Below are 20,895 nucleotides of genomic sequence, written 5' to 3'. Positions count from 1 at the left end.
ACAATGAAACATTTACCCTCACGTCACCTGATACACACATCACTGATTACTTTCGCTGCTTTGTCTGTTACCGCTTGCCAACAAGCAGAACAACCCCAGCATCACAGCATAAAAGAAGCACAGACAGGTTCTGTTGCCACTGTTGATATTGCTAATCCCAGTCCGTTTAATCGCGAAGATGAAGCTATTTATTTAAGCTACTACGACTTAGGTGTAGCACCTAATACAACGCTTGCGGTAAATATCGGCGATAATCAAGTTGCCAATCAAGCGATTGATAAAGATTTGGATGGAAAGAACGATGGTATTTTGTTCGTTACTGATCTTTCTAAAGGTGAAAATATACACGCAGAGATAATCTCAACAACACGTCTCGCACCTTCCAAAAAGCGTGTACAAGCAGATTTAGCCCATAAAGTGGGTGGTGAATGGGTACCTCATACTCGCCCACCAAAACACCAACAAAATGCTGGAATGAAAGAATATGTCGGTGGCCAGTTTAAAAATGTTCAATCCATAACCCCTCCTGAATATTACACAGACCATTCAAACTGGATCCGCTATGAAGGACCAGGGATCGAATCAGATAAGGTCGGTTATCGCATTTACCTCGATTGGCGTAATGGTTTTGATATCTTCGGAAAACTGACTCCAGAACCCGTATTGCACAACGTTGGTTTAGATGGTTATAAGTCGTATCATTCGCTACAAGATTGGGGAATGGACTTATTAAAAGTAGGAGGATCGCTAGGTGCAGGTGGTTTTGCCTATACCAATGAGAAAGGTAAGCTTGAACATGTCAGCAAAGTAGATACTCGTACTGCAAGCATCACTGCGAATGGCGATTTATTCGCCCAAATTCAACTTGATTACCATGGCTGGCAAAACAGCGTACAGCAACAAGACCTCAGTGCATTTATCAGTATGCAAGCGGGTTCTCCACTGGCAGAAGTCACCTTAAAACTCGACAAACCACTTGATAACATCACCGCAGGCCTTGTAAAACATCCCGATACAACCTTTTTAAAAGCCGATTTACAAAGCATGAGCAATTATGGCTATGGGTATATTGCTAGTTGGGGCAAACAAAGTCTCGACGGTAAGGCGCTAGGCATGGTGGTTTTTTTCAAAAAAGGGGATGTAAAAACAGTACGCCAAGATGATAAAAACTACTTAGTAGAATTAACGCCAAAAGGCCAGCAAGGCAGTCAGCAAGTTCACTATTATTTTGCATCTTTATGGCAAGCCCAAAGCGGTATTAATACCGTAGAACAATTTGAGCATTATATTAAACAACAAGCGCAAAAGCTGACCATTAAGCCTCGAATTCAGCTCAAAACATCGTTGACACAGAATACAATGCAAGCGTCTATCTCCGCAGAGTCTGCACTTAAGTGGACACAAGCATTCGCAGATTCTGAACTGGCGCGTAAAACGCTAGGCTACCACTACAATGGATGGGATGTTAACCGTAAGCGATCTCCAAAGTTTGAATATGACATTATTGGTATTCAACCGTATGCTTATTACACACTTGGTGAACTCACAGATAATGCGGAATATAAACAAGTCATTGAAAAAGTGACCGGAAGCTTTATTTCTGAAGATGGCCTTATTTCAGCCTATAAACAAAGCAATTTTAATATTGATAATATTCCGCCTGGTCGCAATTTAATTACGCTATACCAGCAAACAAATGAACAAAAGTATCTAAAAGCAATTCATGCGTTAAGAGAGCAATTACATAAACACCCTCGCACGTCGACAGGGGCTTTTTGGCATAAGAAAAAATACCAAGGCCAAGTATGGCTTGATGGTGTGTATATGGGTATGCCTTTTTTAGCTGAGTACGCAGCCTTATTTGAATCGGGTCACCAACAACAAGAAACCTTTGCCGAAGTGGTGAACGAATTTAACTTAACCCGCGAGTTTTTAAAAGATACGCAAACGGGGCTTTACTATCACGGCTGGGATGAGCTTAAACAACAGGCATGGGCTAATAAATCAACGGGGCTTTCACACGAGGTATGGGCTCGCGGAATGGGCTGGCTTGCGATGGCCGTTGTCGATGTACTTGATTATATTCCTGAACAAAATAGTCAGCAACGAAAACACTTACTTACCATGGTGCAAGAAATTGCCGACAGTCTAGAAAAAACGCAAGACCCAGCAACCGGCACTTGGTGGCAGGTAATGGATAAACCCAATGCGATAGGTAATTATAGAGAGTCATCAGCAACGGCGATGTTTACCTACTTCTATGCAAAAGCAATAAATAAGGGCTACTTAAGCACCGATTACCTTGCGACTGCATATCAGGCCTACCAGGGATTATTAAACGAATTTACCTTATTGCACCAAGATGGCACTGTGTCTATGACTAACCAATGTTATGTAGCGGGGCTTGGCTATGGCCGTGATGGGAGTTATGACTACTACATGAGTGAACCTGTTGTTGCAAACGACCCTAAAGGCAACGCGGCGTATATTTTAGCTGGCACAGAAATGGTAAAATTGCTTCGTCAGAAAAGTAAATAATCATGCAAACATTTCGCTACTTATCGATTTTATTAACCTGTATTTTAAGCGTTTTTTGGTCAGTAAACAGCATTGCAAGCAATGTTAAAAAACCCCCTATTATGTGGTCGATATGGATGGCTGAATCAGAAATGCAACGTCATCCGCATGCCTATTTGATTGACTGGCGCACTGCTGCTCGCTGGGACTATACCCATGGCTTAGAACTTATGGCATTTGCTAAGCTTTATCAAAAAACAGGCGATACACGCTATTTCAATTACATAAAAGAGTATGTTGATAGCCTCGTTATGGACGATGGCACGATTAAGACTTATCAACAGAGTAAATACAACATCGATATGCTCAATGCTGGTAAGTTATTGTTTTTCATGTATGACGAAACTGGCAACAAAAAATATCGACTCGCCATCGACACACTAGTAAAGCAATTAGAAAAGCATCCCCGCACTACAGAAGGGGGATTTTGGCATAAAAAACGCTACACCTCACAAATGTGGCTCGACGGTTTATACATGGGCGCACCATTCTACGCTGAGTACATTCGTCGTTATGGTCAAAAAGAGCAATTTAGCGATGTTATCAAGCAATTCCAACTTATTGAAAAGCATTTATACCGACCTGATACCCAACTCCCTGTTCACGGCTGGGATGAGTCAAAGAGTCAAAAATGGGCTGACCCAATCACAGGACAATCAGCAAATCACTGGTCACGTTCAATAGGTTGGTATGCCATGGCGATGGTTGATGTGTTAGCGCAATTGCCAGATGATTATCCTGAAAAAGCATGGTTATCTCGCCGCTTTAAACACTTAATCGATCGCTTATTACATTATCAAAATGACACTGGAACTTGGTATCAAGTCACAGATAAAGGCGATGAAGCCGGTAATTATCCTGAATCCTCTGGAAGCAGCATGTTTACCTACGCAATCATCAAAGGAGTATTAGATAATGCCTTACCTGCCTACTACTTAGTGTACGCAGAGCAAAGTTATGCTGGATTAATCGATGAATTCATCGCTGTCGACAAAAAAACAAAACGTATTTCAATCACATCAGCCTGTGAAGTCGCAGGGCTTGGCGGCAAGCCATATCGTGATGGTAGCTATGATTATTACTTAAGCGAAAATATCCGAGATAATGACCCTAAAGCAGTTGGGCCTTTTATTTTAGCGAGTCTTTTATTAGGCAGATAAGGAAATCAAGTGAAAGCGATTTATGTCTTAATAAATACCCTTTTTTTTGTCAGTGTTACTTTACCGGCTATTGAACTGATAGAGTTCCCCACTGAAAAAAATAACATGCCGCTCATTTGGCAGGCAGATTTAGAAAATGGGTATTACCAAAACCCTATCATTCATGCTGACTTTTCAGATCCTGATATCGTTGCCCTGGGTGATGATTATTACATGACGGCATCAAGTTTTAACTCTGCGCCGGGGTTGCCTATTTTACATTCAAACGACTTAGTTAACTGGCAACTCATAAATTACGCACTCCCTATTCAACAACCGCGTGAGCACTACAACACGCCACAACATGGTAATGGCGTTTGGGCACCCAATATTCGTTATCATAATGGCTTATTTTGGATTTTTTACCCTGACCCAGATTTTGGGATCTATGTTATTACAGCCAAAGACCCCGCTAAAGCATGGTCAACACCCACATTAATTCTAAAAGGGAAAGGAATTATCGACCCTACACCCTTATGGGACGATGATGGCAAAGCTTACTTGCTCCATGCGTGGGCAAAAAGCAGGGCCGGATTTAACAATGTTCTCTCAATTCGTGAAATGAGTGCTGACGCCAGTTGGGTAAGTGACGAATACCAGCATATCGTCGATGGCAATACCCTGCCCTCATATCGTACCTTAGAAGGTCCTAAGTTTTACAAGCGTAATGGCTTTTATTACATTTTTGCTCCTGCTGGCGGAGTCGATTTAGGTTGGCAGTCAGTTTTTAGAAGTAAACACATACTAGGCCCGTATGAAGACAAAATTGTAATGGCACAAGGAAACTCGCTAACCAACGGCCCACACCAAGGAAGTTGGATCAACACGCCATATGGCCAAGATTGGTTTGTTCATTTTCAATCTAAAAATGCCTACGGCCGTATCGTGCATTTACAACCGCTTCAATGGCTTAATGATTGGCCCGTGATTGGCCGAGATCCCGATAAAGATGGCATCGGCGAGCCGGTTTTAAAGTATCGAAAACCCAAAGCTAAACGGTTCTTAAGCACTCAAATACCCAACAGCGATGAATTTAATGCTGAGCAACTTGGTTTACAATGGCAATGGAACGCAAATCCACAGCCACACTGGTTTTCTTTAACTGACAGTGCTGGCTATTTAACACTATCCCAACAGCAAGAAGTAGCAGACAGTTTGTGGCTTACTCCTTCGCTGTTATTGCAAAAACTACCGGCAGAGCGCTTTTTCGTTGAAACAAAATTAGTCTTTAATCCAGAAACTTACCAGGGCGACAGCGGTCTTTTATTGTTTGGCGAAGACTATGCGTGGATCGGTATATCGCGTTCAGATGAAGGCGCACTCCACCTTGTTTATAGCCAATGCAAAGGAGCACTAAAAGGATGTACAGAACATAAAACAATCATTACAGAGGTCACCACTGAGACAATGTATTTAAGATTACTGGTGCAACCTGGCGCTCATGCGGTATTTAGTTATAAAACGTCAGAAGCCTCACAATATCGGGCCATCGGAGAGCATTTTAGTGCCAAAAAAGGCCGTTGGGTTGGTGCCAAAGTGGGCTTATTCAATGTCAATAAGTTGGTCAGTCGCAATTCTCACTCTGTACATTACGATTATATTCGCTTTTCTAAGGTAGCTGATAAATGAAACACACACTCCCCCTTATCGCTTTTCTATTAAGTGGAATATCAAACCACGTTCATAGTGCGTCTTATACTCTTGAAAACACATATAAAAAGTTAAAACCACGCTACAGCGAGTTGCATCTACCAGATGACAGCCCAATCAGTAATTTAAACGTCGAACAACATACGTACCCAGGTAAATTGCGCTCCCAGTCAATCACTATTATTCGACCTAATAACAACACCGTATTACCACTGATTGTATTGGTGCATGGTGGTGGATGGGGCTCGGGTTCACCGGCCATTTTACAAACCCTCGCAGCAAAACTTGCCGCTAAGGGCTTTGTTGTGGCAACCCCTGCTTATACACTTTCGGATGAGGCGCAATACCCTGCATCGATTCATGATATTGCACTAGCAACACAGTGGTTAAAAAGTAACGCTTCACGCTTTCACTTAAACGCTGAAAAACTGACCCTTGCAGGCAGTTCAGCAGGCGGGCAAATAGCTGCCCTACTGGCTTATAGTCATGGCAAGTTATTGAATCAAAGTGCCTCATTGGCAGTGAATGCGCGCGTGTTGATCAACATTGATGGCCTGTCTGATTTCACTACCCCTTTGGCGCTGCGCTACGAGAATGATAAAAATAAGGCGGTTACATCTGCCAGTAAGTGGTTAGGAGGTCGTTATGAAGAAGTCCCTGCAATTTGGCAACATGCATCCCCAATTAATTACATCTCAAACACAAGCCCTGCGACTTTATTCATCAACGGTGGCTTTGCGCGATTTTATGCAGGAAAAAAAACAGTTCAAGAACAATTAACTGAGCGTGGCATTACAAACAAGGAGCATGTGTTTAAAGAGGCTCCCCATTGCTTTTGGCTATTTCACCCTTGGCAAAATAACACGGTTGAATTAATCAGTGAGTTTATTAATAAACAGTTAGCCGTTGACCCTTCCCGTTGACTCGCGTGTAACGAGGTTAGGTGTCACTGTCTTTTGTAAGGCTAACTTTTCCTGATTATTACGGGATTTATTGATCAGCTTTTGGACTGCCAAACACGCCATATTAAACACAGGGCGTCGGATAGTTGTTAATGAGGGAATAATACGTGATGCCAAAATATTATCGTCGAATCCAGCCACAGAGAGCTCATCAGGCACTCTAATATTTAAGTTGTTTGCAACCCGAAGAACCGCTGCTGCCATTTCATCGTTATTTGCAACGATTGCAGTGGGTCTTGGCAAAGTATTAAGTAATTGCTCAGCACACGCCAAACCACTGTCATAATTGTTTTTACCTTCAACTATGCGGTCTGTTGGTAGCTTAACGTTATATACCTGCAACTCAGCCAAAAAGCCTGCTAAACGTTCAATCGACGAGCGGTAATGTTGAGGGCCCGAAATAAACCCAATATCTGTATGACCTAACTCGACTAAATGTGTCGCCATATCACGCATTGCAGCACGCTCATCAGACACAACAATATTGTCTGCATCATCTAAATCAACTGACGCAAGACGAACATAAGGACAGTTAATTTCTCGAAGCGCTGCTGCCAATGCTTTATTTTCAGAGACAGGAGGTAAAATAATCACGCCATCTAGTTTTGAGCGCGAAATAAAACTAAGGCAATCACTAATGAAGTCATCGCGTTTTGATGATCCAGGGTGCACAACAAGCTCATAGCCAAGCTCAGCACAAACACTCAATGCGCCACGTTGCACTTCATCAATATACAGTGCATCGGGGTTATCATAGATTAAGCCCAGTAGGTAAGAACGACTCGACGCCAAACCGCGCGCTTGCTTATCTGGCGAGAACCCTGTTTCTTTAATAATTTCTAACACCCGCTCACGGGTTGCTTTACCGACCGCCGGTGAGCAGTTTATCACTCTCGAAACAGTGCGTTTAGAGACCCCTGATAAACGAGCAATATCGTTGATTGTTACAGACATATAAAATTCCAGAGTCAACTACTTAGCGACAGTAGTGTTCAGCTTTTAATTATTAAAAGTACACAAATTCGTTACATTATAAATGACAAAAGAGGCGACATGCACCTCTTTGGTGATTTTAATCTAATAAACCGAATAAGCGTGGTAAAAATTCACTAATTGCAGGTACATACGTAACCAACATTAGTACCAGAAACATCACTAAATAGAGTGGCATCATGGGTTTTATTATTTTATGTATCGCTGTTTTTGCGACTGCACAACTTACAAATAATACACTCCCCACTGGCGGAGACACTAATCCTATCGATAAATTGAGAACAATCATGATACCAAACTGAACAGGAGACATACCAAATTGCATTGCCACCGGTAAAAATATCGGTGTGAATATCAGTACAGCTGGCGTCATATCAATGAATGCGCCCACAAGTATCAAAATTAAATTAATTAATAACAAAATAATTATTGGGTTATCACTTAATGTTAAAAAGAATTCACTGACCATTTGTGGAATATGCGTATAGGACAAAAGCCACGACATTGCCGAAGATGCAGCAATAATAAGCATCACAATGGCGGTTGTTTCGCAGGCCTTAAGTAATAACTGAGGCATTTCATTTAAACGAATTTCTTTATACACAAACACAGCAAGGACGAGAGCATAAATCACGGCAACGGCCCCGGCTTCTGTCGCCGTAAAAACACCACCAATAATGCCCCCAATCACAATAAAAACAAGTAATAAACTGGGCAATGCTGCGATTATTTTTTCGAACATGACCGAAAAAGGCAGTCGCGCTGTCACAGGGTAATTGTTCTTAATAGAATAAATTGCACACACCATCATCAGTGCTAAACCGAGTAAAATACCCGGCAAATAACCCGCAATAAATAAGGCTGCAATCGATACTCCCCCACTCGCAATAGCGTAAATAATAAGAATATTACTCGGGGGTATTAGCATACCTGTTGTTGCCGCACTTGCTGTGACTGCTGCTGCAAAGTTTTCGCTGTAACCGTGCTTTTTCATTTCTGGCACCATAAAACTACCGATAGCCGACGTAGCTGCAACAGCAGAACCCGAAATAGCACCAAACATCATGCACGACATTACATTCACAAGCGCTAAACCACCGGGTAAGAAGCCAATCATTGCCATAGCACACTCAATTAAACGCTTGGCTATGCCTCCTTGGCCCATAATTAAACCAGACAAAATAAAGAATGGGATGGCTAACAAGGCAAAGCTATCCAGACCGCCCATCATCTGTTGGGAAATCGTAATACTTGCTGGCGTAAAATCCATATGTAACGTAAGCGCAATCAGTGTCGATAATGCGATACAAATAGAAATAGGGACATTAATAAACAGTAAGATGAAAAAACACACAATTAGAATTATGGCTGTTATTTCCATTATGATTCCTCCATCACATTCATTAAGCAATTAACAATATTTTCAACGCAGTTAAATACAATTAATAGGCCACTTAACGGCAATACAGCATAAACAAAGCCCATATTAATACCCAGAGCTGCCGAGCTTTGTTCAAGCTCAAAACTCAGCATCATTAACAAACTGCCTCCATACACTAAAATGCAAGATGCGGTTATCAATACCGATAATTCAATAATAAAGGTGCATTTTCTGCGTAGTGTCGGAACCATTTTTTGATAGAACAGATCAAGTCCTAAATGGGCGCGAGTTCTGTATGCGTACGATGCGCCTAAAACCCCAATCCACATTAATAAAAAACGTGCTAACTCTTCTGTGTATGAACTTGGCGAACGCAAAATAAAACGCGAAAACACCTGCCAAGTCACGACAGCCACGATGGCGATCATCGCTACTATCAAAATACGTTCTATCAATGAGTTAAGATGTGAATTTAGCTTTGTCATTTTGCCTCCCCCATCGCTTTGATAGCCTTGATATGTTGCTCAACAGGCGTACCTGCAAATGAAGCATGAAAATCGGCGACTTTATCCTGAAACGCTTTTTTGTCGGGGTAGGTAACTTCAACGCCGGCCTCAATAACCGCTTTAAGCGCTTCATCCGATGCTGATTGCCAGAGTGAACGTTGGTATTCAACAGAATCAGCCATGGCTTTAGTTAGCCATGTTTGCTGTTGTTCACTCAAGGACTCCCACACTTCTTGGCTGGCCAAAATAACATCAGGCACAAAGGTATGTTCATCTAACGAGTAGTACTTCGCAATTTCATAGTGGCGAGATAAGTAATAACTGGGTGGGTTATTTTCAGCGCCGTCAACAACCCCTTGCTGCAGAGCCGAATACAGCTCAGCCCACGCAATAGGTGCTGCAGCACCGCCCAGAGCTTGTACCGTCGCAACGGCCGTGGGGCTATTTAATACACGAATTTTCTGACCAATTAAATCCTCAGGCGTGTGAATGGGTTTTTGGGTCGTATAAAAGCTTCGGCTGCCTGCATCGTAATAACCTAACCCTTTGAGTCTTGCAGAAGATACTTTATCAAGCATGTCTTGGCCTAACTGACTGTTTAATACGCGCCAAAAATGCGCACTGTCATTAAACAGATAAGGAATACCAAACACCTTCATTTCTGGCACAAAGCCCTCAAGTGGACTCGCAGACACTTTGGTAATAGCAAGACTACCTATTTGTAGCAACTCGATAAGCTCTCGTTCTGACCCTAATTGACCACCGGGATAGATCACTATTTCCATACTTCCGTTGGAATAGTAATCTAAACGTTTTGCCATATACTCCATCGCTTGATGCACCACATGCCGGGTATCCAGCGTGTGGGCAAGCGTCAAGCGTGTGGTTTTGTTGTCATTGCTGCAGCTGGTTATAAAACCAAGCGTAAAAACCACAAAAACGCTGTAAAGAAGATTTCTATTCATTATTATTTCTTCATTGTGTGTTCTGTTAAATGTGGACTATCTCAATTGTTGCGGTTGATACTTGTCCATGTCGTCATAATCTAAGTTTTCACCAGCCATCCCCCAGATAAAGCTGTAATTCTGTGTCCCTGCACCAGAATGGATTGACCACGGTGGCGAGACCACAGCTTGCTCATTATGAATCCATAAATGCCGCGTTTCTGTTGGCTCACCCATAAAGTGACAGACCGCTTGCTCTTGAGGTATTTCGAAATAAAAATACACTTCGTTACGACGATCATGTTGATGAGCTGGCATGGTATTCCACACACTACCGGGCTTAAGTTCAGTTAAGCCCATTTGCAGTTGACACGTTTGTACCACTGTATTGATGAGCATTTGGTTGATATTACGCTCATTCGATGTCTCTAAACTTCCTAAATGAAGTACATTAGCATCTTGTTTAGTAACGTGTTTATTTGGGTAACTGTGATGCGCAGGTGCTGAATTTAAGTAAAATTTAGCTGGGTTTTTAGCATCATCACTGCGAAAAGACACTGATTTGTTACCCCGACCTAAGTAAAGTGCATCTTTATAGTCTAATGAGTAAGTTTCACCATCCGCTGTAATACTACCTTTGCCCCCAACATTGATAATGCCCAATTCGCGACCATCAAGAAAATGGGCCGCTTTTAAGTTATCTAATGTTTCAAGCGTTAATGCGTTATTTAAAGGTACTGCACTGCCAACCATAAAACGTTCATAGTGGGTATAAAGCCAATACACTTTGTCTGCTTGCATTAATTTGTCGACTAAAAACTCGTTTCTCAATTGCTCAGTGTCAAACCCTTTTACTTCATTTGGGCCTACTGCGTAACGTGATTCAATTTCTGTGTTCATTGTTTTATTTTCCTACTAACGTGCTAACCATCCGCCATCAACTGCCAAAATATGTCCATTGACATAATCACTGGCTCGTGATGATAAAAAGATTGCGGTACCAATTAAATCTTCAGCTTCTCCCCAGCGCCCTGCTGGGATACGTTTTTCTATTTCGCTATTACGCCCAGGATCATCCTGAAGCGCTTGCGTGTTATCTGTTCTAAAATACCCAGGTGCTATCGCGTTAACCTGAATATTATATTGTGCCCATTCATTTGCTAAGGCTTTGGTAACGCCTGCAATAGCATGTTTACTTGCTGTGTAAGCGGGCACAGTCATTCCGCCACTGTATGACAGCATGGATGCAATATTGATAATTTTACCTTGACCCTTTTCGATCATTTTCGGTGCAAATGCCTGAGCAAGTAAAAAGCTGGCATCAAGGTTAACCTTTATCACCTTTTGCCATTCATCGTAGGGGTAATCGATAGCGGGACTTCTAAAAATGGTGCCACCCACATTGACCAGAATATCGATGCCATCATTAACCGATAACGCTTGTTCTGCTAATGCTGACACGCTTTTGGCATCGCTCAAATCAGCGGCAATATCCCATGTTTTCGATGCGCTTTTAGCTATTTCGCTACATGTTTCTTCGCAACCATGCTCACGACTACTGCTACAGATCACATCAGCCCCAGCAGCGGCTAATCCCATTGCAATTTGCTTTCCTAAGCCACGGCTCGCGCCTGTTACTAAAGCCGTTTTCCCCTTTAAATCGAATAGCTGTGTTGTCATAAAATTAACCTTTTTATCTGTTAACTCTCTGTATCAGACTCTTCAAATAAGATGATACAAAAGTTTGAATGCCTGTTTTAACACCACTTTAATAAACAAGTTGTAAAAACATTCACAAAGTTGTTAATAGCCATTCTTCGCTACCGGTGGCAATTTGTCAAATTTTATTTGCCACCGGTGGCAAATATGTCTAAGATGTAAAAATCAACACGCCAATTAAGGTTAAAAATGGGTCAAATGTATGTACACACTAAATAGAAAAAACGTCAATAAAAACAAATACCCGACGACTATAATGCAATTCGGTGAGGGGAATTTCTTACGCGCTTTTGTGGATTGGCAAATCGACAAATTAAATGAACAAACAGGTTTAAACGCGGGTGTCGCCATTATTAGACCAATTGATTACGACACATTACCGCTACTTAATACTCAAGATGGTCTCTATACCAGTATTATTCGAGGCATTAATGAGCAAGGTGAATCGGTATCTAATGAACGCATTATTAGCTGTGTAAACGAAGAAATTCCTATTTATAAAGAATTCGATAAATATTTACAGCTCGCAGAAAGTGAAGATCTAAAGTTAATTTTTTCTAATACAACCGAAGCAGGCATCGAGTACATTAGCGAAGACTCACTCACTGATAAGCCAGCAAAAGCCTTCCCTGCGAAATTAACTCAATGGTTATTTCACCGCTTTAATCACTTTAACGGTGCAAGTGATCGCGGCATGATCATCATTCCTTGTGAACTAATTGATTATAATGGTGAAAAATTAAAAGAAATTGTCCTCAAGTACTGCCAACTATGGGATTTACCCAGCGAGTTTGTTAGCTGGCTTAACGAGCATAATTATTTTTGCTCATCGTTGGTTGACCGCATCGTGACGGGCTTCCCACGTGATGAACATCAACACTTGCAAGAACAATTTGGCTACTACGACAACTTCATGGTCACAGCTGAATATTTTCATTTATTTGTTATTCAAGGGCCGCAACATTTAGCTGACGTATTATGTTTAGAAGGCAGTGATGTCAATATTAAAATTGTTGACGATATAGCCCCTTACAAACAACGTAAAGTCGCTATTTTAAACGGTGCACATACTGCGATGGTGCCTTTGGCCTATATGGCAAATATCGACTCTGTGGGCGAAGCGCTCGCCTCACCATTAATCGAGAAATATGTAAGTAAACTGATTTTTGAGGAGATTATTCCCACGCTATCTTTACCTAAAGATGAATTGCAGGTATTTGCCAATGATGTGCTTAATCGCTTTAGAAATCCGTATATTTGTCATTTACTTATGTCGATATCACTGAATAGTATGACCAAATTTAAAACGCGATTACTGCCGCAGTTAGAGCAGTATATTGTCGATAATAAAACCGTTCCAGCACTTATTGCGACAGCAATTGCGGGGCAAATTTTGTTTTACCGCGGCGAGCGGAATGGTCAACCCATTGAGCTCTCAGATAGTCCTGAGTGGATCACTTTATTCAAATCCATTTGGCAACAGCACCAAGATGGTGCGATAACATTGAAAGAACTTGTCAGCAGTGTGCTTGGCGCTGAGTGGCATTGGGAGAAAGATCTCAATGAACTGACAGGATTGACTGATCTAGTAACAGAACAGCTTAACAGCATGCTTACGACCTCTGTTGAAGAGACACTATCAAAACAAGTGGAATTATAATCATGGCACAGTTATTAAGACTTCATAATACTGATGATGTTGCTATTGCCCTGAGCCCAATTAGTGCGGGTGAACACATTGAGTTTGAAGACTTCTCGTTCACCGCATTAGACGACATCGAAAAAGGACATAAAATTGCGTTAAAGGCAATTTCAAAAGATGACCGTGTTATAAAATATGGCGCTCCAATTGGCTTTGCTCTTGAAGATATAAAGCAAGGTGCTTGGGTTCATACCCACAGCATTAAAACGACCCTGCATGATGAGTTAGAGTATCAATATCAGCCTGAATTTGTCAGTCAAGCTCCTGCTGAGCCCTCCCCCCCCGTGAATATATACCGAAGAGCGAATGGCGAAATTGGTATACGTAACGAAATTTGGTTGATTCCAACAGTTGGCTGCGTCAACGGTATGATCAAACAAATGAAAGATGAGTTTCTACGGAATCACCCCGATCTTGGCATTGACGGGGTTCATATATTTCCTCATCAATTTGGGTGTTCACAGTTAGGTGACGATTTAGAAACCACGAGAATTTTACTGCAAGATATGGCATTACACCCTAATGCCGGTGGTGCATTAGTTGTCGGTTTAGGATGCGAGAATAATCAGCTTGCCGCCTTTAAAGCGGGGTTAGGTGATATTGATGAGAATCGAATAAAATTTTTAATATCTCAACATTCCGATGACGAAGTAGAAGATGGTGTCGCGCTGCTAGAACAAATTTACGATGTAATTAAACATGATAAACGTGAACCCGGTCTGCTGAGTGAAGTAAAGTTTGGTCTTGAGTGTGGTGGCAGTGATGGTTTATCCGGTATCACAGCAAACCCAATGCTAGGTTATTTTTCTGATTACTTAATTGCTCAAGGTGGAACGACCGTACTGACCGAAGTACCCGAAATGTTTGGTGCAGAAACCTTACTAATGTCTCGCTGTAAAGATGAAGACACCTTTAACCAGCTTGTCAGCATGGTAAATAATTTTAAAGGTTACTATAAAGCGCATAACCAACCCATTTATGAAAACCCGTCTCCGGGTAACAAAAAAGGCGGCATAACTACATTAGAAGACAAATCGTTGGGCTGTACTCAAAAAGCAGGTACCAGCAAAGTACAGGCCGTGCTCGATTATGGTGAACGATTAAGTACTCCAGGACTCAATTTACTCAACGCCCCCGGCAATGACCCCATTGCCACCAGCGCACTTGCAGCTGCGGGCTGTCATATTGTGCTCTTTACCACCGGGCGAGGTACGCCTTACGGTGGTTTTGTGCCTACCTTAAAAATAGCCACTAATTCAGAGCTTGCGAAAAAGAAAACCCGCTGGATCGACTTCGATGCTGGTGTGCTGGTGAATGGCAAAACCATGCCTGAAGTTCATCAAGAATTTGTCGATTTGTTGGTGGATGTAGTGAATGGTAAACCAACCTGTAATGAAGTGAATGATATTCGTGAAGTAGCCATCTGGAAAAAAGGAGTAACCCTCTAATGTCAAAAAAGAAAATTGCCATTATTGGGGAATGTATGGTGGAGTTGTCAGGGGCCATTTTTGGCGAAATGCAACAAAACTTTGGTGGCGATACCATGAATACAGCCATTTACATGAAAAAATTGGCAAGCGAACGCATTGATGTCAATTACGTCACTGTGATGGGTGAGGATGCGTTAAGCCAAGCAATGATTACTCGCTGGCAAGACTACCAGGTTAACTGTGACACAGTATTAACTGACAGTAACAAGCATGCTGGTTTATACATGATCCAAACTGACGCCCATGGCGAACGCACTTTTCAATATTGGCGTAATGATTCTGCGGCAAAATACCTCGTTCGCCATGCTAAATTTGCAGATATTGTTAGCCAGTTAAAAGCAGTCGATGCAGTTTATTTGTCGGGTATTTCACTCGCAATTTTGCCCATCGATGATTGTAATATTTTACTTAATGTATTGGCTGATCTAAAAGTTCATGGTGTTAAAATTATCTACGATAGTAACCACCGGCCAACGCTTTGGGCATCTCAATCTCATTGCCAACAGAGCAACAACCGTATGTATCAGCTTGCTGATTTAGCCTTGGTGACATTTGAAGATGAAGCCCAAATTTGGGGCTTTAACAACCTCACAGAATGTCGTGAGCACTTGCATCAACAAGGTGTAAGGCAGCTGGTCATTAAAACCGGTGAAAAGGGATGTCAATACAGTGAAAATAGTCACAGTATTGTCAATCAGTATGATGCCAGACTGGTAGATAATGTTGTTGATACCACTGCAGCAGGTGATTCATTTAATGCGGGGTTTTTAAGTTATTGGTTGCTAGACCATGACATTGCAAGCTGTGCAGAGGCTGGAAATCTCGTTGCAGGACAGGTTATTCAACAACGAGGGGCCATCGTCCCAATAGATAACTCAATACTAAACAGCACACTTTAGGAGACAAGTATGCGTTTATTTTTATTATTGCTCGTGGTGTTATCTATTGCGCAGAGTGTTTTTGCTGCGACGCCTGCAATTGGCACCGAGCCTGTCACATTTATGCATGTAGAAAAAAATAATAAGCATGCCTATAACAGCATTCAAGCTGCAATTAATGCGAGTAGCCCCTATAAAGAGGTGGTGATCACTGTTGCAGCTGGTGAGTACAACGAAAAACTGTTTATCACCCGCAGTAACCTCAGTATTGTCGGTGAATCCGCCGCTAATACTATCATTCGTTACGCGCAGTTGAGGAATAGTTGGCGAGAACACAATGACAGTGACTGGGGAGCTGCCGTGGTTAACATCACTGGCAGTGACATAACACTCGCCAATATCTCCGTTATCAATGATTACGGAAAAATTCATAACACACTTGAACATCAGTTTGCGATCCGCGGCTTTGAAAACGCATCAAGAATCATCTTTCATCAATGTAACGTACAGGCCTATGGTGCTGATACAGTGAGTCTTTGGAACAAAAAAGAGGGTCTTTATTACCACTCTTACTGCTCTTTCACTGGGGCTACAGATATGGTTTGCCCAAGAGGTACCGCCCTCATTGAGCATTCTCAATTTTACAACTTAAAACAAACCGCGACTCTTTGGCATGATGGCGAATTGAGTAGCGAACAAAAGTTTGTTGTTGCTAATAGTGAATTTAATGGCGTAGAAGGCTTTTGGCTTGGCAGACATCATTATGATGCCCAGTTTTATTTATTAGGAAATCAGTTTTCTGATAACTTGGCCGATAAACCTATCTTTAAAAAAACCTATGCGGATAAGCAAAGAGACCAACCAAATCGTTGGGGATCCCGTTATTTCTTCGCCAATAACAAAGCCCCGTATGCTTGGTTAGATGATAACTTCCAACCGAAACAGCTCAATATAGAAGAAAACAACCTTGTTGACTGGGTTTTCAAAGGCGAATGGCAGCCCAAGCAACAATTGCAGATGCTGGAACAACAGCTGGCTACTCAAAATTTTAAAACTGATGCATTTCAGTTGAAATAAGTTGCGTTAACTTTAGAGTGCATGCTTTGGGTTTCAATGTCACTGTAAGTTATATCGTTACTCACCTCTCACAGGTATGCACTCAACCTCGTTCGATAAATATGAGTGTGGCATAATTACGCCACACTCATATTACTCATCACATTTAAAAGTTAACACCCACTGACAACCAGTAGCGACGACCATCTTCTACATAACCATACTCTGCCTCTGATATTTCTTTATCGAATAGGTTATACACACCAAAGCCAAGTGTAATTCGTCGGCTTAAATCATAGTTACCCCCCATGTCTGCCAAAGTGTAGTCTGGCGCAATTAAGCTATTTTGCGATGGACCTGTCGTAGGTTGGCTTTCTTCACCGCGATAATGCACACGCAGCCACGTTCCTAGTTTATCTACCGGGCGCCAATTAAGTGAGGTTTGTAAAATGTGTTTAGGTAATTGATTAAGTGGACTGCCTTTGTATTCACCAGTTTTTTGCTCAGAATCGGTGTAGGTGTAATTAGCACTCACATCAAGCTCGCTGGTAATATCGTAAGAAACCGACAGCTCAAACCCTTGTGTTACTGCTTCATCAACATTGGTGTAAGTTGTAGGCAGAGAACCAAACTGATTCGGACCATCTGTACATTGCGTTAATGGGCAAGAAATACGCGTAATTTTATCTTTAAACTCGTTGTAGAACACCGTACTTGAGAGCGATAAATCGCGACTGATATCATAATAAATCCCCATTTCGTAGTTTACGGACTTTTCAGGGATTAAGTCTGGGTTACCATAAATATTACCACCACGGCTTACCTGTCCCCACGCTGGAGTAGATTGGCGAATATTCGGTGCTCTAAAGCCTGTTGAAATTCCCCCTTTCACAGTCAGCGACTTAGTGGCATTGTATACACCATATAAACGCGGACTAAAGTGACCCGCAAAGTTACCATCATGATCATAACGAAGCCCTGTGGTCAGTTTAAATTGCTTTGATACAGACCATTCATCTTCTGCAAACACCGACCATTGCTCGTTTTCCACATGCGTTAAATCACTGATGCTATTACTCGTATAATCATCCAGTTCTTCTTTTAAATACGCCGCACCAACGCTTGCATTATGATTGGTAAATGGCAGTGTCCAGCTTGTTTGCGCGTCGGTATTTTCGACATACATTTCACGCGAGGTGTTATCAAACTTATCGTATTTTAGATAGCTGCGCGATGAGCCAAAATCGTAGAAGCCATTATGGCTAAGCGAATAAGTTTCTTGGTCGTACTCTGTGGTTGACGACTCAGGACACCCCCGTCGGCCACAGCTTTCGCCTTGCGCTAAAGGCGCGACAGTTTTACCTAAAGTTTCATCCAGTTTTTGTTTTGCCGAGCCCACCTCAAACATAATTTCGTGGTTATCTGATGGCGTTAAAATAAACTTCGCTTTGATATTGCTTTGCTCTTTACCTCGAAAGCCAGCAACAAAGTCATCTTCATCACGCTCAGAGAACTGCCCAGAAAGCTGAACTCCTAGCAACTCTGGAATTAAGCCACCCGCGGTAAAAAAACTACCTTGATTAATGTTGCCAGATTCGCTTGATTCTTGAATGGTGCTGTCTAAACGCAGTTCGCCATACCACTTTTCGGGTGTTTTACGGGTTATAATATTGATAACCCCACCAATGGCATCAGAGCCATACAGTGATGACATAGGGCCACGAATAACTTCGATTCGGTCAATGGCTGAAATAGGGGGTGTCCATGCCCCTTCAACACCTGGGCCATCACTGTTTGGACGAGTTTCGCGAGAGGTTTGACGTTGGCCATCAATTAAAATCAAAGTGTACTGGCTTGCCATACCACGCAAACTGATATCTTTTCTATCACCACCACCGGTCACAACCACACCGGGTACGTCGGTCATGGCATCTGTTAAGTCACGGTAAAAACGCTTTTCTAGCTGCTCACGATCAATCACGCTAATACTTGCAGGTGCCTCTTTTAGCATTTGCTCATACCCAGATGCAGAAACAACAATCACTTCCATGTCTTGTTTTTTATCATCAGCGTATGCAAAATGAGATAGGCCTGCTAAGACAGCAGCGGTGAGAGGTAAAACAGAAGGAACAACCCTCGTCATAATAATACTCCGTGACTTTTTGTTTATAAATGATAATAATTAGCGTTTGCAATATTAATGAGAAGTCCCCGTTTTAACAATTTACGATTTCTTAAAACTGAATTAAGAAGGCCTGAACAATGAATTCCAAGCTAATCAAAACACTACGCGTATTTTCTCGTACTGTTGAAACAGGCAATATGAGCAGTGCTGCTGCTGAGTTATCAATGACGACATCGGCTGTAAGCCAACATATAAAACAATTAGAACAGGAAATCGGGTTAAGTTTATTTAATCGCAGCCCGCGAGAGTTGACGCTGACCGAAGCCGGTCATTTGTATTATCAAAGCTGTTTAAAGATGCTGGCACTTGCAGATCAAGCCAGCACGCAATTACAACACTTACAAAGTAAACCCAGTGGCGAATTAAAGTTAGTGGCCCCCGTCGGTTTTGGTGGAGGGCTTTTAAGTGAACCGCTCGAGCGCCTAATAAACGAGTTTGATGATTTACGTATTCAGTTAATTTTAACTGATGAGCCAATCGATATGATAAAAAGTGGCGCAGATTTAGCCATTGCAATAGGCCCATTAACAAACTCAAATCTGATTGCACGAAAGCTCGCAACCTGGCCGTTAAAGCTCTGCGCCCACAGAGATCATCCTATCGCTAAGTTTAAAAAAGTCAGTTGGGATGATTTACATCAGTTCGCCCGTATTTCACATACATACGCCGACAGCAATGCATTTAATCCACTAACGCTTGAAAGTAAACCGCTGCCCAAGGCAAAAATAAACGTCAATAACATGCAAAGTTTAATTGCGCTGGTCTGTGATGGGGTCGGTTATGGCGTGTTGCCAGAGCCTGAAGTGAGACACTTATTAAGAACAAAAGAACTCATCGAAATCGCGCCCGAATGGGCCATGCCAAACTACACCGTGTATGCAGTTACCCCAGCAAGAGACAGCTTAGCTGCAAAAACCAAAACAGCGATAGAAACCATAAAACACTGTTTTAATGATGTATCGAAACAGGTTGAATTTGTTGATTAAGGCCAGTATGGATAATACCAATTCGCTAAAATAAGCGCGTGGGTATTATCCAAGTGCGAGCCAAACACCTACACACATCATAAGCGCACCGGCAATACGATTTAGCCATTTTAAATTGTCGCCTTTATCTAAAAATAACCTCAAGCTTTTACCACCCATGGCATAAATTAACATACAGATAAACTCGCTCAGCATAATAATGCTTACTAATACAGCAAGCTGCGGGGCAACGGCTAATTCTACATTTATAAAAGGGGGCAAGAGTGAAATCATAAACGCCCACCCTTTTGGGTTTGCGATGGCAGTGATATAACCTTGTGAAAACAGTTGTCCGCGCCCTATTTGCTGCTCGGTTTCATTTTCGGGCTTAAAACTGGCTTTTGCGCGCCACATATTGACTCCAAGGTAAATAAGGTACGCACCGCCAACATATTTTAGTACCGCAAACAACGCAGGATAATTAAGCATAATACTGGCAACCCCCACAACAGCCGCAATTGCCACCGTTGCCACACCAAGCACTTCACCCACCATCATCCACAATGTGCGCCTTACCCCCACACTCATACCCAGAGTCATCGCTAAAGTCATGCACATACCTGGTGTAATAGAGACAAAAAAGAAAGTAGGAATAAAAACCGCAAGTACTGCTAAATCGAGCATAAAC

Annotated in this window: 17 protein-coding genes; 9 read left to right on the top strand and 8 right to left on the bottom strand. The window is 42.1% G+C overall.

Annotated elements, in window-relative coordinates:
* Positions 1 to 3 precede the first annotated feature (3 nt).
* Genes ACSSVW_RS00605 through ACSSVW_RS00590 form a run of 4 tightly spaced genes read left to right on the top strand, consistent with a single transcriptional unit; the run spans position 4 to position 6,349 of the window.
* On the top strand, positions 4 to 2,538 hold the full coding sequence (locus tag ACSSVW_RS00605; RefSeq protein ID WP_454178614.1) for a glycoside hydrolase family 88 protein: 2,535 nt from the start codon (positions 4 to 6) through the stop codon (positions 2,536 to 2,538).
* A 2-nt stretch (positions 2,539 to 2,540) separates the two neighbouring features.
* Positions 2,541 to 3,737: a glycoside hydrolase family 88/105 protein gene (locus ACSSVW_RS00600; RefSeq protein WP_036972276.1), complete on the top strand. Its 1,197-nt coding sequence runs from the start codon at positions 2,541 to 2,543 to the stop codon at positions 3,735 to 3,737.
* A 9-nt stretch (positions 3,738 to 3,746) separates the two neighbouring features.
* Positions 3,747 to 5,405 carry a glycoside hydrolase family 43 protein gene (locus ACSSVW_RS00595; RefSeq protein ID WP_421420199.1) on the top strand — a complete coding sequence of 553 codons (1,659 nt, stop codon included), beginning with the start codon at positions 3,747 to 3,749 and terminating at the stop codon, positions 5,403 to 5,405.
* Entirely contained in the window at positions 5,402 to 6,349 is a 948-nt protein-coding gene (locus ACSSVW_RS00590; RefSeq protein WP_421420197.1) for an alpha/beta hydrolase fold domain-containing protein, read from the top strand. Before ACSSVW_RS00595 ends, ACSSVW_RS00590 begins: the two co-directional genes overlap by 4 nt.
* Here ACSSVW_RS00590 and ACSSVW_RS00585 read toward each other — a convergent pair.
* The 6 genes from ACSSVW_RS00585 to kduD all read right to left on the bottom strand — a co-directional run bounded on the left by ACSSVW_RS00585 (position 6,326) and on the right by kduD (position 11,892).
* Complete coding sequence (locus ACSSVW_RS00585; RefSeq protein WP_036972278.1) at positions 6,326 to 7,342, bottom strand: LacI family DNA-binding transcriptional regulator; 1,017 nt, start codon at positions 7,340 to 7,342, stop codon at positions 6,326 to 6,328. The two genes, ACSSVW_RS00590 and ACSSVW_RS00585, sit on opposite strands and share 24 nt — an antisense overlap.
* Before the next feature lie 118 nt (positions 7,343 to 7,460).
* Entirely contained in the window at positions 7,461 to 8,762 is a 1,302-nt protein-coding gene (locus ACSSVW_RS00580) for a TRAP transporter large permease (protein ID WP_421420195.1), read from the bottom strand.
* Positions 8,762 to 9,247, bottom strand: a complete 486-nt coding sequence (locus ACSSVW_RS00575) for a TRAP transporter small permease (protein ID WP_036972283.1) — start codon at positions 9,245 to 9,247, stop codon at positions 8,762 to 8,764. The genes ACSSVW_RS00580 and ACSSVW_RS00575 overlap by 1 nt, the downstream gene beginning before the upstream one ends.
* Positions 9,244 to 10,233, bottom strand: coding sequence for a TRAP transporter substrate-binding protein (locus ACSSVW_RS00570; protein ID WP_036972284.1), 990 nt, complete (start codon positions 10,231 to 10,233; stop codon positions 9,244 to 9,246). Before ACSSVW_RS00570 ends, ACSSVW_RS00575 begins: the two co-directional genes overlap by 4 nt.
* Before the next feature lie 36 nt (positions 10,234 to 10,269).
* Positions 10,270 to 11,112: a 5-dehydro-4-deoxy-D-glucuronate isomerase gene (kduI, locus tag ACSSVW_RS00565; RefSeq protein ID WP_036972286.1), complete on the bottom strand. Its 843-nt coding sequence runs from the start codon at positions 11,110 to 11,112 to the stop codon at positions 10,270 to 10,272.
* A gap of 15 nt (positions 11,113 to 11,127) precedes the next feature.
* Positions 11,128 to 11,892: a 2-dehydro-3-deoxy-D-gluconate 5-dehydrogenase KduD gene (gene kduD, locus ACSSVW_RS00560; RefSeq protein WP_118845217.1), complete on the bottom strand. Its 765-nt coding sequence runs from the start codon at positions 11,890 to 11,892 to the stop codon at positions 11,128 to 11,130.
* Between the two features lie 241 nt (positions 11,893 to 12,133).
* Here kduD and ACSSVW_RS00555 point away from each other — a divergent pair, with 241 nt between their 5' ends.
* Genes ACSSVW_RS00555 through ACSSVW_RS00540 form a run of 4 tightly spaced genes read left to right on the top strand, consistent with a single transcriptional unit; the run spans position 12,134 to position 17,078 of the window.
* On the top strand, positions 12,134 to 13,591 hold the full coding sequence (locus tag ACSSVW_RS00555) for a tagaturonate reductase (RefSeq protein WP_454178613.1): 1,458 nt from the start codon (positions 12,134 to 12,136) through the stop codon (positions 13,589 to 13,591).
* Between the two features lie 2 nt (positions 13,592 to 13,593).
* Positions 13,594 to 15,081, top strand: coding sequence for a UxaA family hydrolase (locus ACSSVW_RS00550; RefSeq protein WP_421420189.1), 1,488 nt, complete (start codon positions 13,594 to 13,596; stop codon positions 15,079 to 15,081).
* Positions 15,081 to 16,022, top strand: coding sequence for a sugar kinase (locus tag ACSSVW_RS00545; RefSeq protein ID WP_421420187.1), 942 nt, complete (start codon positions 15,081 to 15,083; stop codon positions 16,020 to 16,022). Before ACSSVW_RS00550 ends, ACSSVW_RS00545 begins: the two co-directional genes overlap by 1 nt.
* Before the next feature lie 9 nt (positions 16,023 to 16,031).
* On the top strand, positions 16,032 to 17,078 hold the full coding sequence (locus tag ACSSVW_RS00540; protein ID WP_421420185.1) for a pectinesterase family protein: 1,047 nt from the start codon (positions 16,032 to 16,034) through the stop codon (positions 17,076 to 17,078).
* Positions 17,079 to 17,223: 145 nt separating this feature from the next.
* Here the strand turns inward: ACSSVW_RS00540 and ACSSVW_RS00535 are convergent, their stop codons facing one another.
* A complete protein-coding gene (locus ACSSVW_RS00535; protein ID WP_421420183.1) occupies positions 17,224 to 19,200 on the bottom strand; it encodes a ligand-gated channel protein in 1,977 nt (658 codons plus the stop codon).
* Between the two features lie 119 nt (positions 19,201 to 19,319).
* On the opposite strand from ACSSVW_RS00535, the gene ACSSVW_RS00530 reads away from it, so the two are divergent.
* Entirely contained in the window at positions 19,320 to 20,228 is a 909-nt protein-coding gene (locus ACSSVW_RS00530) for a LysR family transcriptional regulator (RefSeq protein WP_065978962.1), read from the top strand.
* 45 nt (positions 20,229 to 20,273) lie between these two features.
* Here ACSSVW_RS00530 and ACSSVW_RS00525 read toward each other — a convergent pair whose 3' ends face one another.
* The gene (locus ACSSVW_RS00525; RefSeq protein ID WP_454178612.1) at positions 20,274 to 20,891 is read right to left on the bottom strand and encodes a LysE family translocator; all 618 of its coding nucleotides are present in this window, start codon (positions 20,889 to 20,891) and stop codon (positions 20,274 to 20,276) included.
* Positions 20,892 to 20,895 lie beyond the last annotated feature (4 nt).

The sequence above is a fragment of the Pseudoalteromonas sp. MBR-15 genome (assembly GCF_053628915.1).
This window is presented reverse-complemented; position numbering and strand designations above follow the sequence as displayed.

Bases quoted from the DNA above. Each gene is read 5' to 3' on its own strand.
- ACSSVW_RS00605 (WP_454178614.1), top strand. From the start codon at position 4: ATGAAACATTTACCCTCACGTCACCTGATACACACATCACTGATTACT.
- ACSSVW_RS00600 (WP_036972276.1), top strand. From the start codon at position 2,541: ATGCAAACATTTCGCTACTTATCGATTTTATTAACCTGTATTTTAAGC.
- ACSSVW_RS00590 (WP_421420197.1), top strand. From the start codon at position 5,402: ATGAAACACACACTCCCCCTTATCGCTTTTCTATTAAGTGGAATATCA.
- ACSSVW_RS00585 (WP_036972278.1), bottom strand. From the start codon at position 7,342: ATGTCTGTAACAATCAACGATATTGCTCGTTTATCAGGGGTCTCTAAA.
- ACSSVW_RS00580 (WP_421420195.1), bottom strand. From the start codon at position 8,762: ATGGAAATAACAGCCATAATTCTAATTGTGTGTTTTTTCATCTTACTG.
- ACSSVW_RS00575 (WP_036972283.1), bottom strand. From the start codon at position 9,247: ATGACAAAGCTAAATTCACATCTTAACTCATTGATAGAACGTATTTTG.
- ACSSVW_RS00570 (WP_036972284.1), bottom strand. From the start codon at position 10,233: ATGAATAGAAATCTTCTTTACAGCGTTTTTGTGGTTTTTACGCTTGGT.
- kduI (WP_036972286.1), bottom strand. From the start codon at position 11,112: ATGAACACAGAAATTGAATCACGTTACGCAGTAGGCCCAAATGAAGTA.
- kduD (WP_118845217.1), bottom strand. From the start codon at position 11,892: ATGACAACACAGCTATTCGATTTAAAGGGGAAAACGGCTTTAGTAACA.
- ACSSVW_RS00555 (WP_454178613.1), top strand. From the start codon at position 12,134: ATGTACACACTAAATAGAAAAAACGTCAATAAAAACAAATACCCGACG.
- ACSSVW_RS00550 (WP_421420189.1), top strand. From the start codon at position 13,594: ATGGCACAGTTATTAAGACTTCATAATACTGATGATGTTGCTATTGCC.
- ACSSVW_RS00545 (WP_421420187.1), top strand. From the start codon at position 15,081: ATGTCAAAAAAGAAAATTGCCATTATTGGGGAATGTATGGTGGAGTTG.
- ACSSVW_RS00540 (WP_421420185.1), top strand. From the start codon at position 16,032: ATGCGTTTATTTTTATTATTGCTCGTGGTGTTATCTATTGCGCAGAGT.
- ACSSVW_RS00535 (WP_421420183.1), bottom strand. From the start codon at position 19,200: ATGACGAGGGTTGTTCCTTCTGTTTTACCTCTCACCGCTGCTGTCTTA.
- ACSSVW_RS00530 (WP_065978962.1), top strand. From the start codon at position 19,320: ATGAATTCCAAGCTAATCAAAACACTACGCGTATTTTCTCGTACTGTT.
- ACSSVW_RS00525 (WP_454178612.1), bottom strand. From the start codon at position 20,891: ATGCTCGATTTAGCAGTACTTGCGGTTTTTATTCCTACTTTCTTTTTT.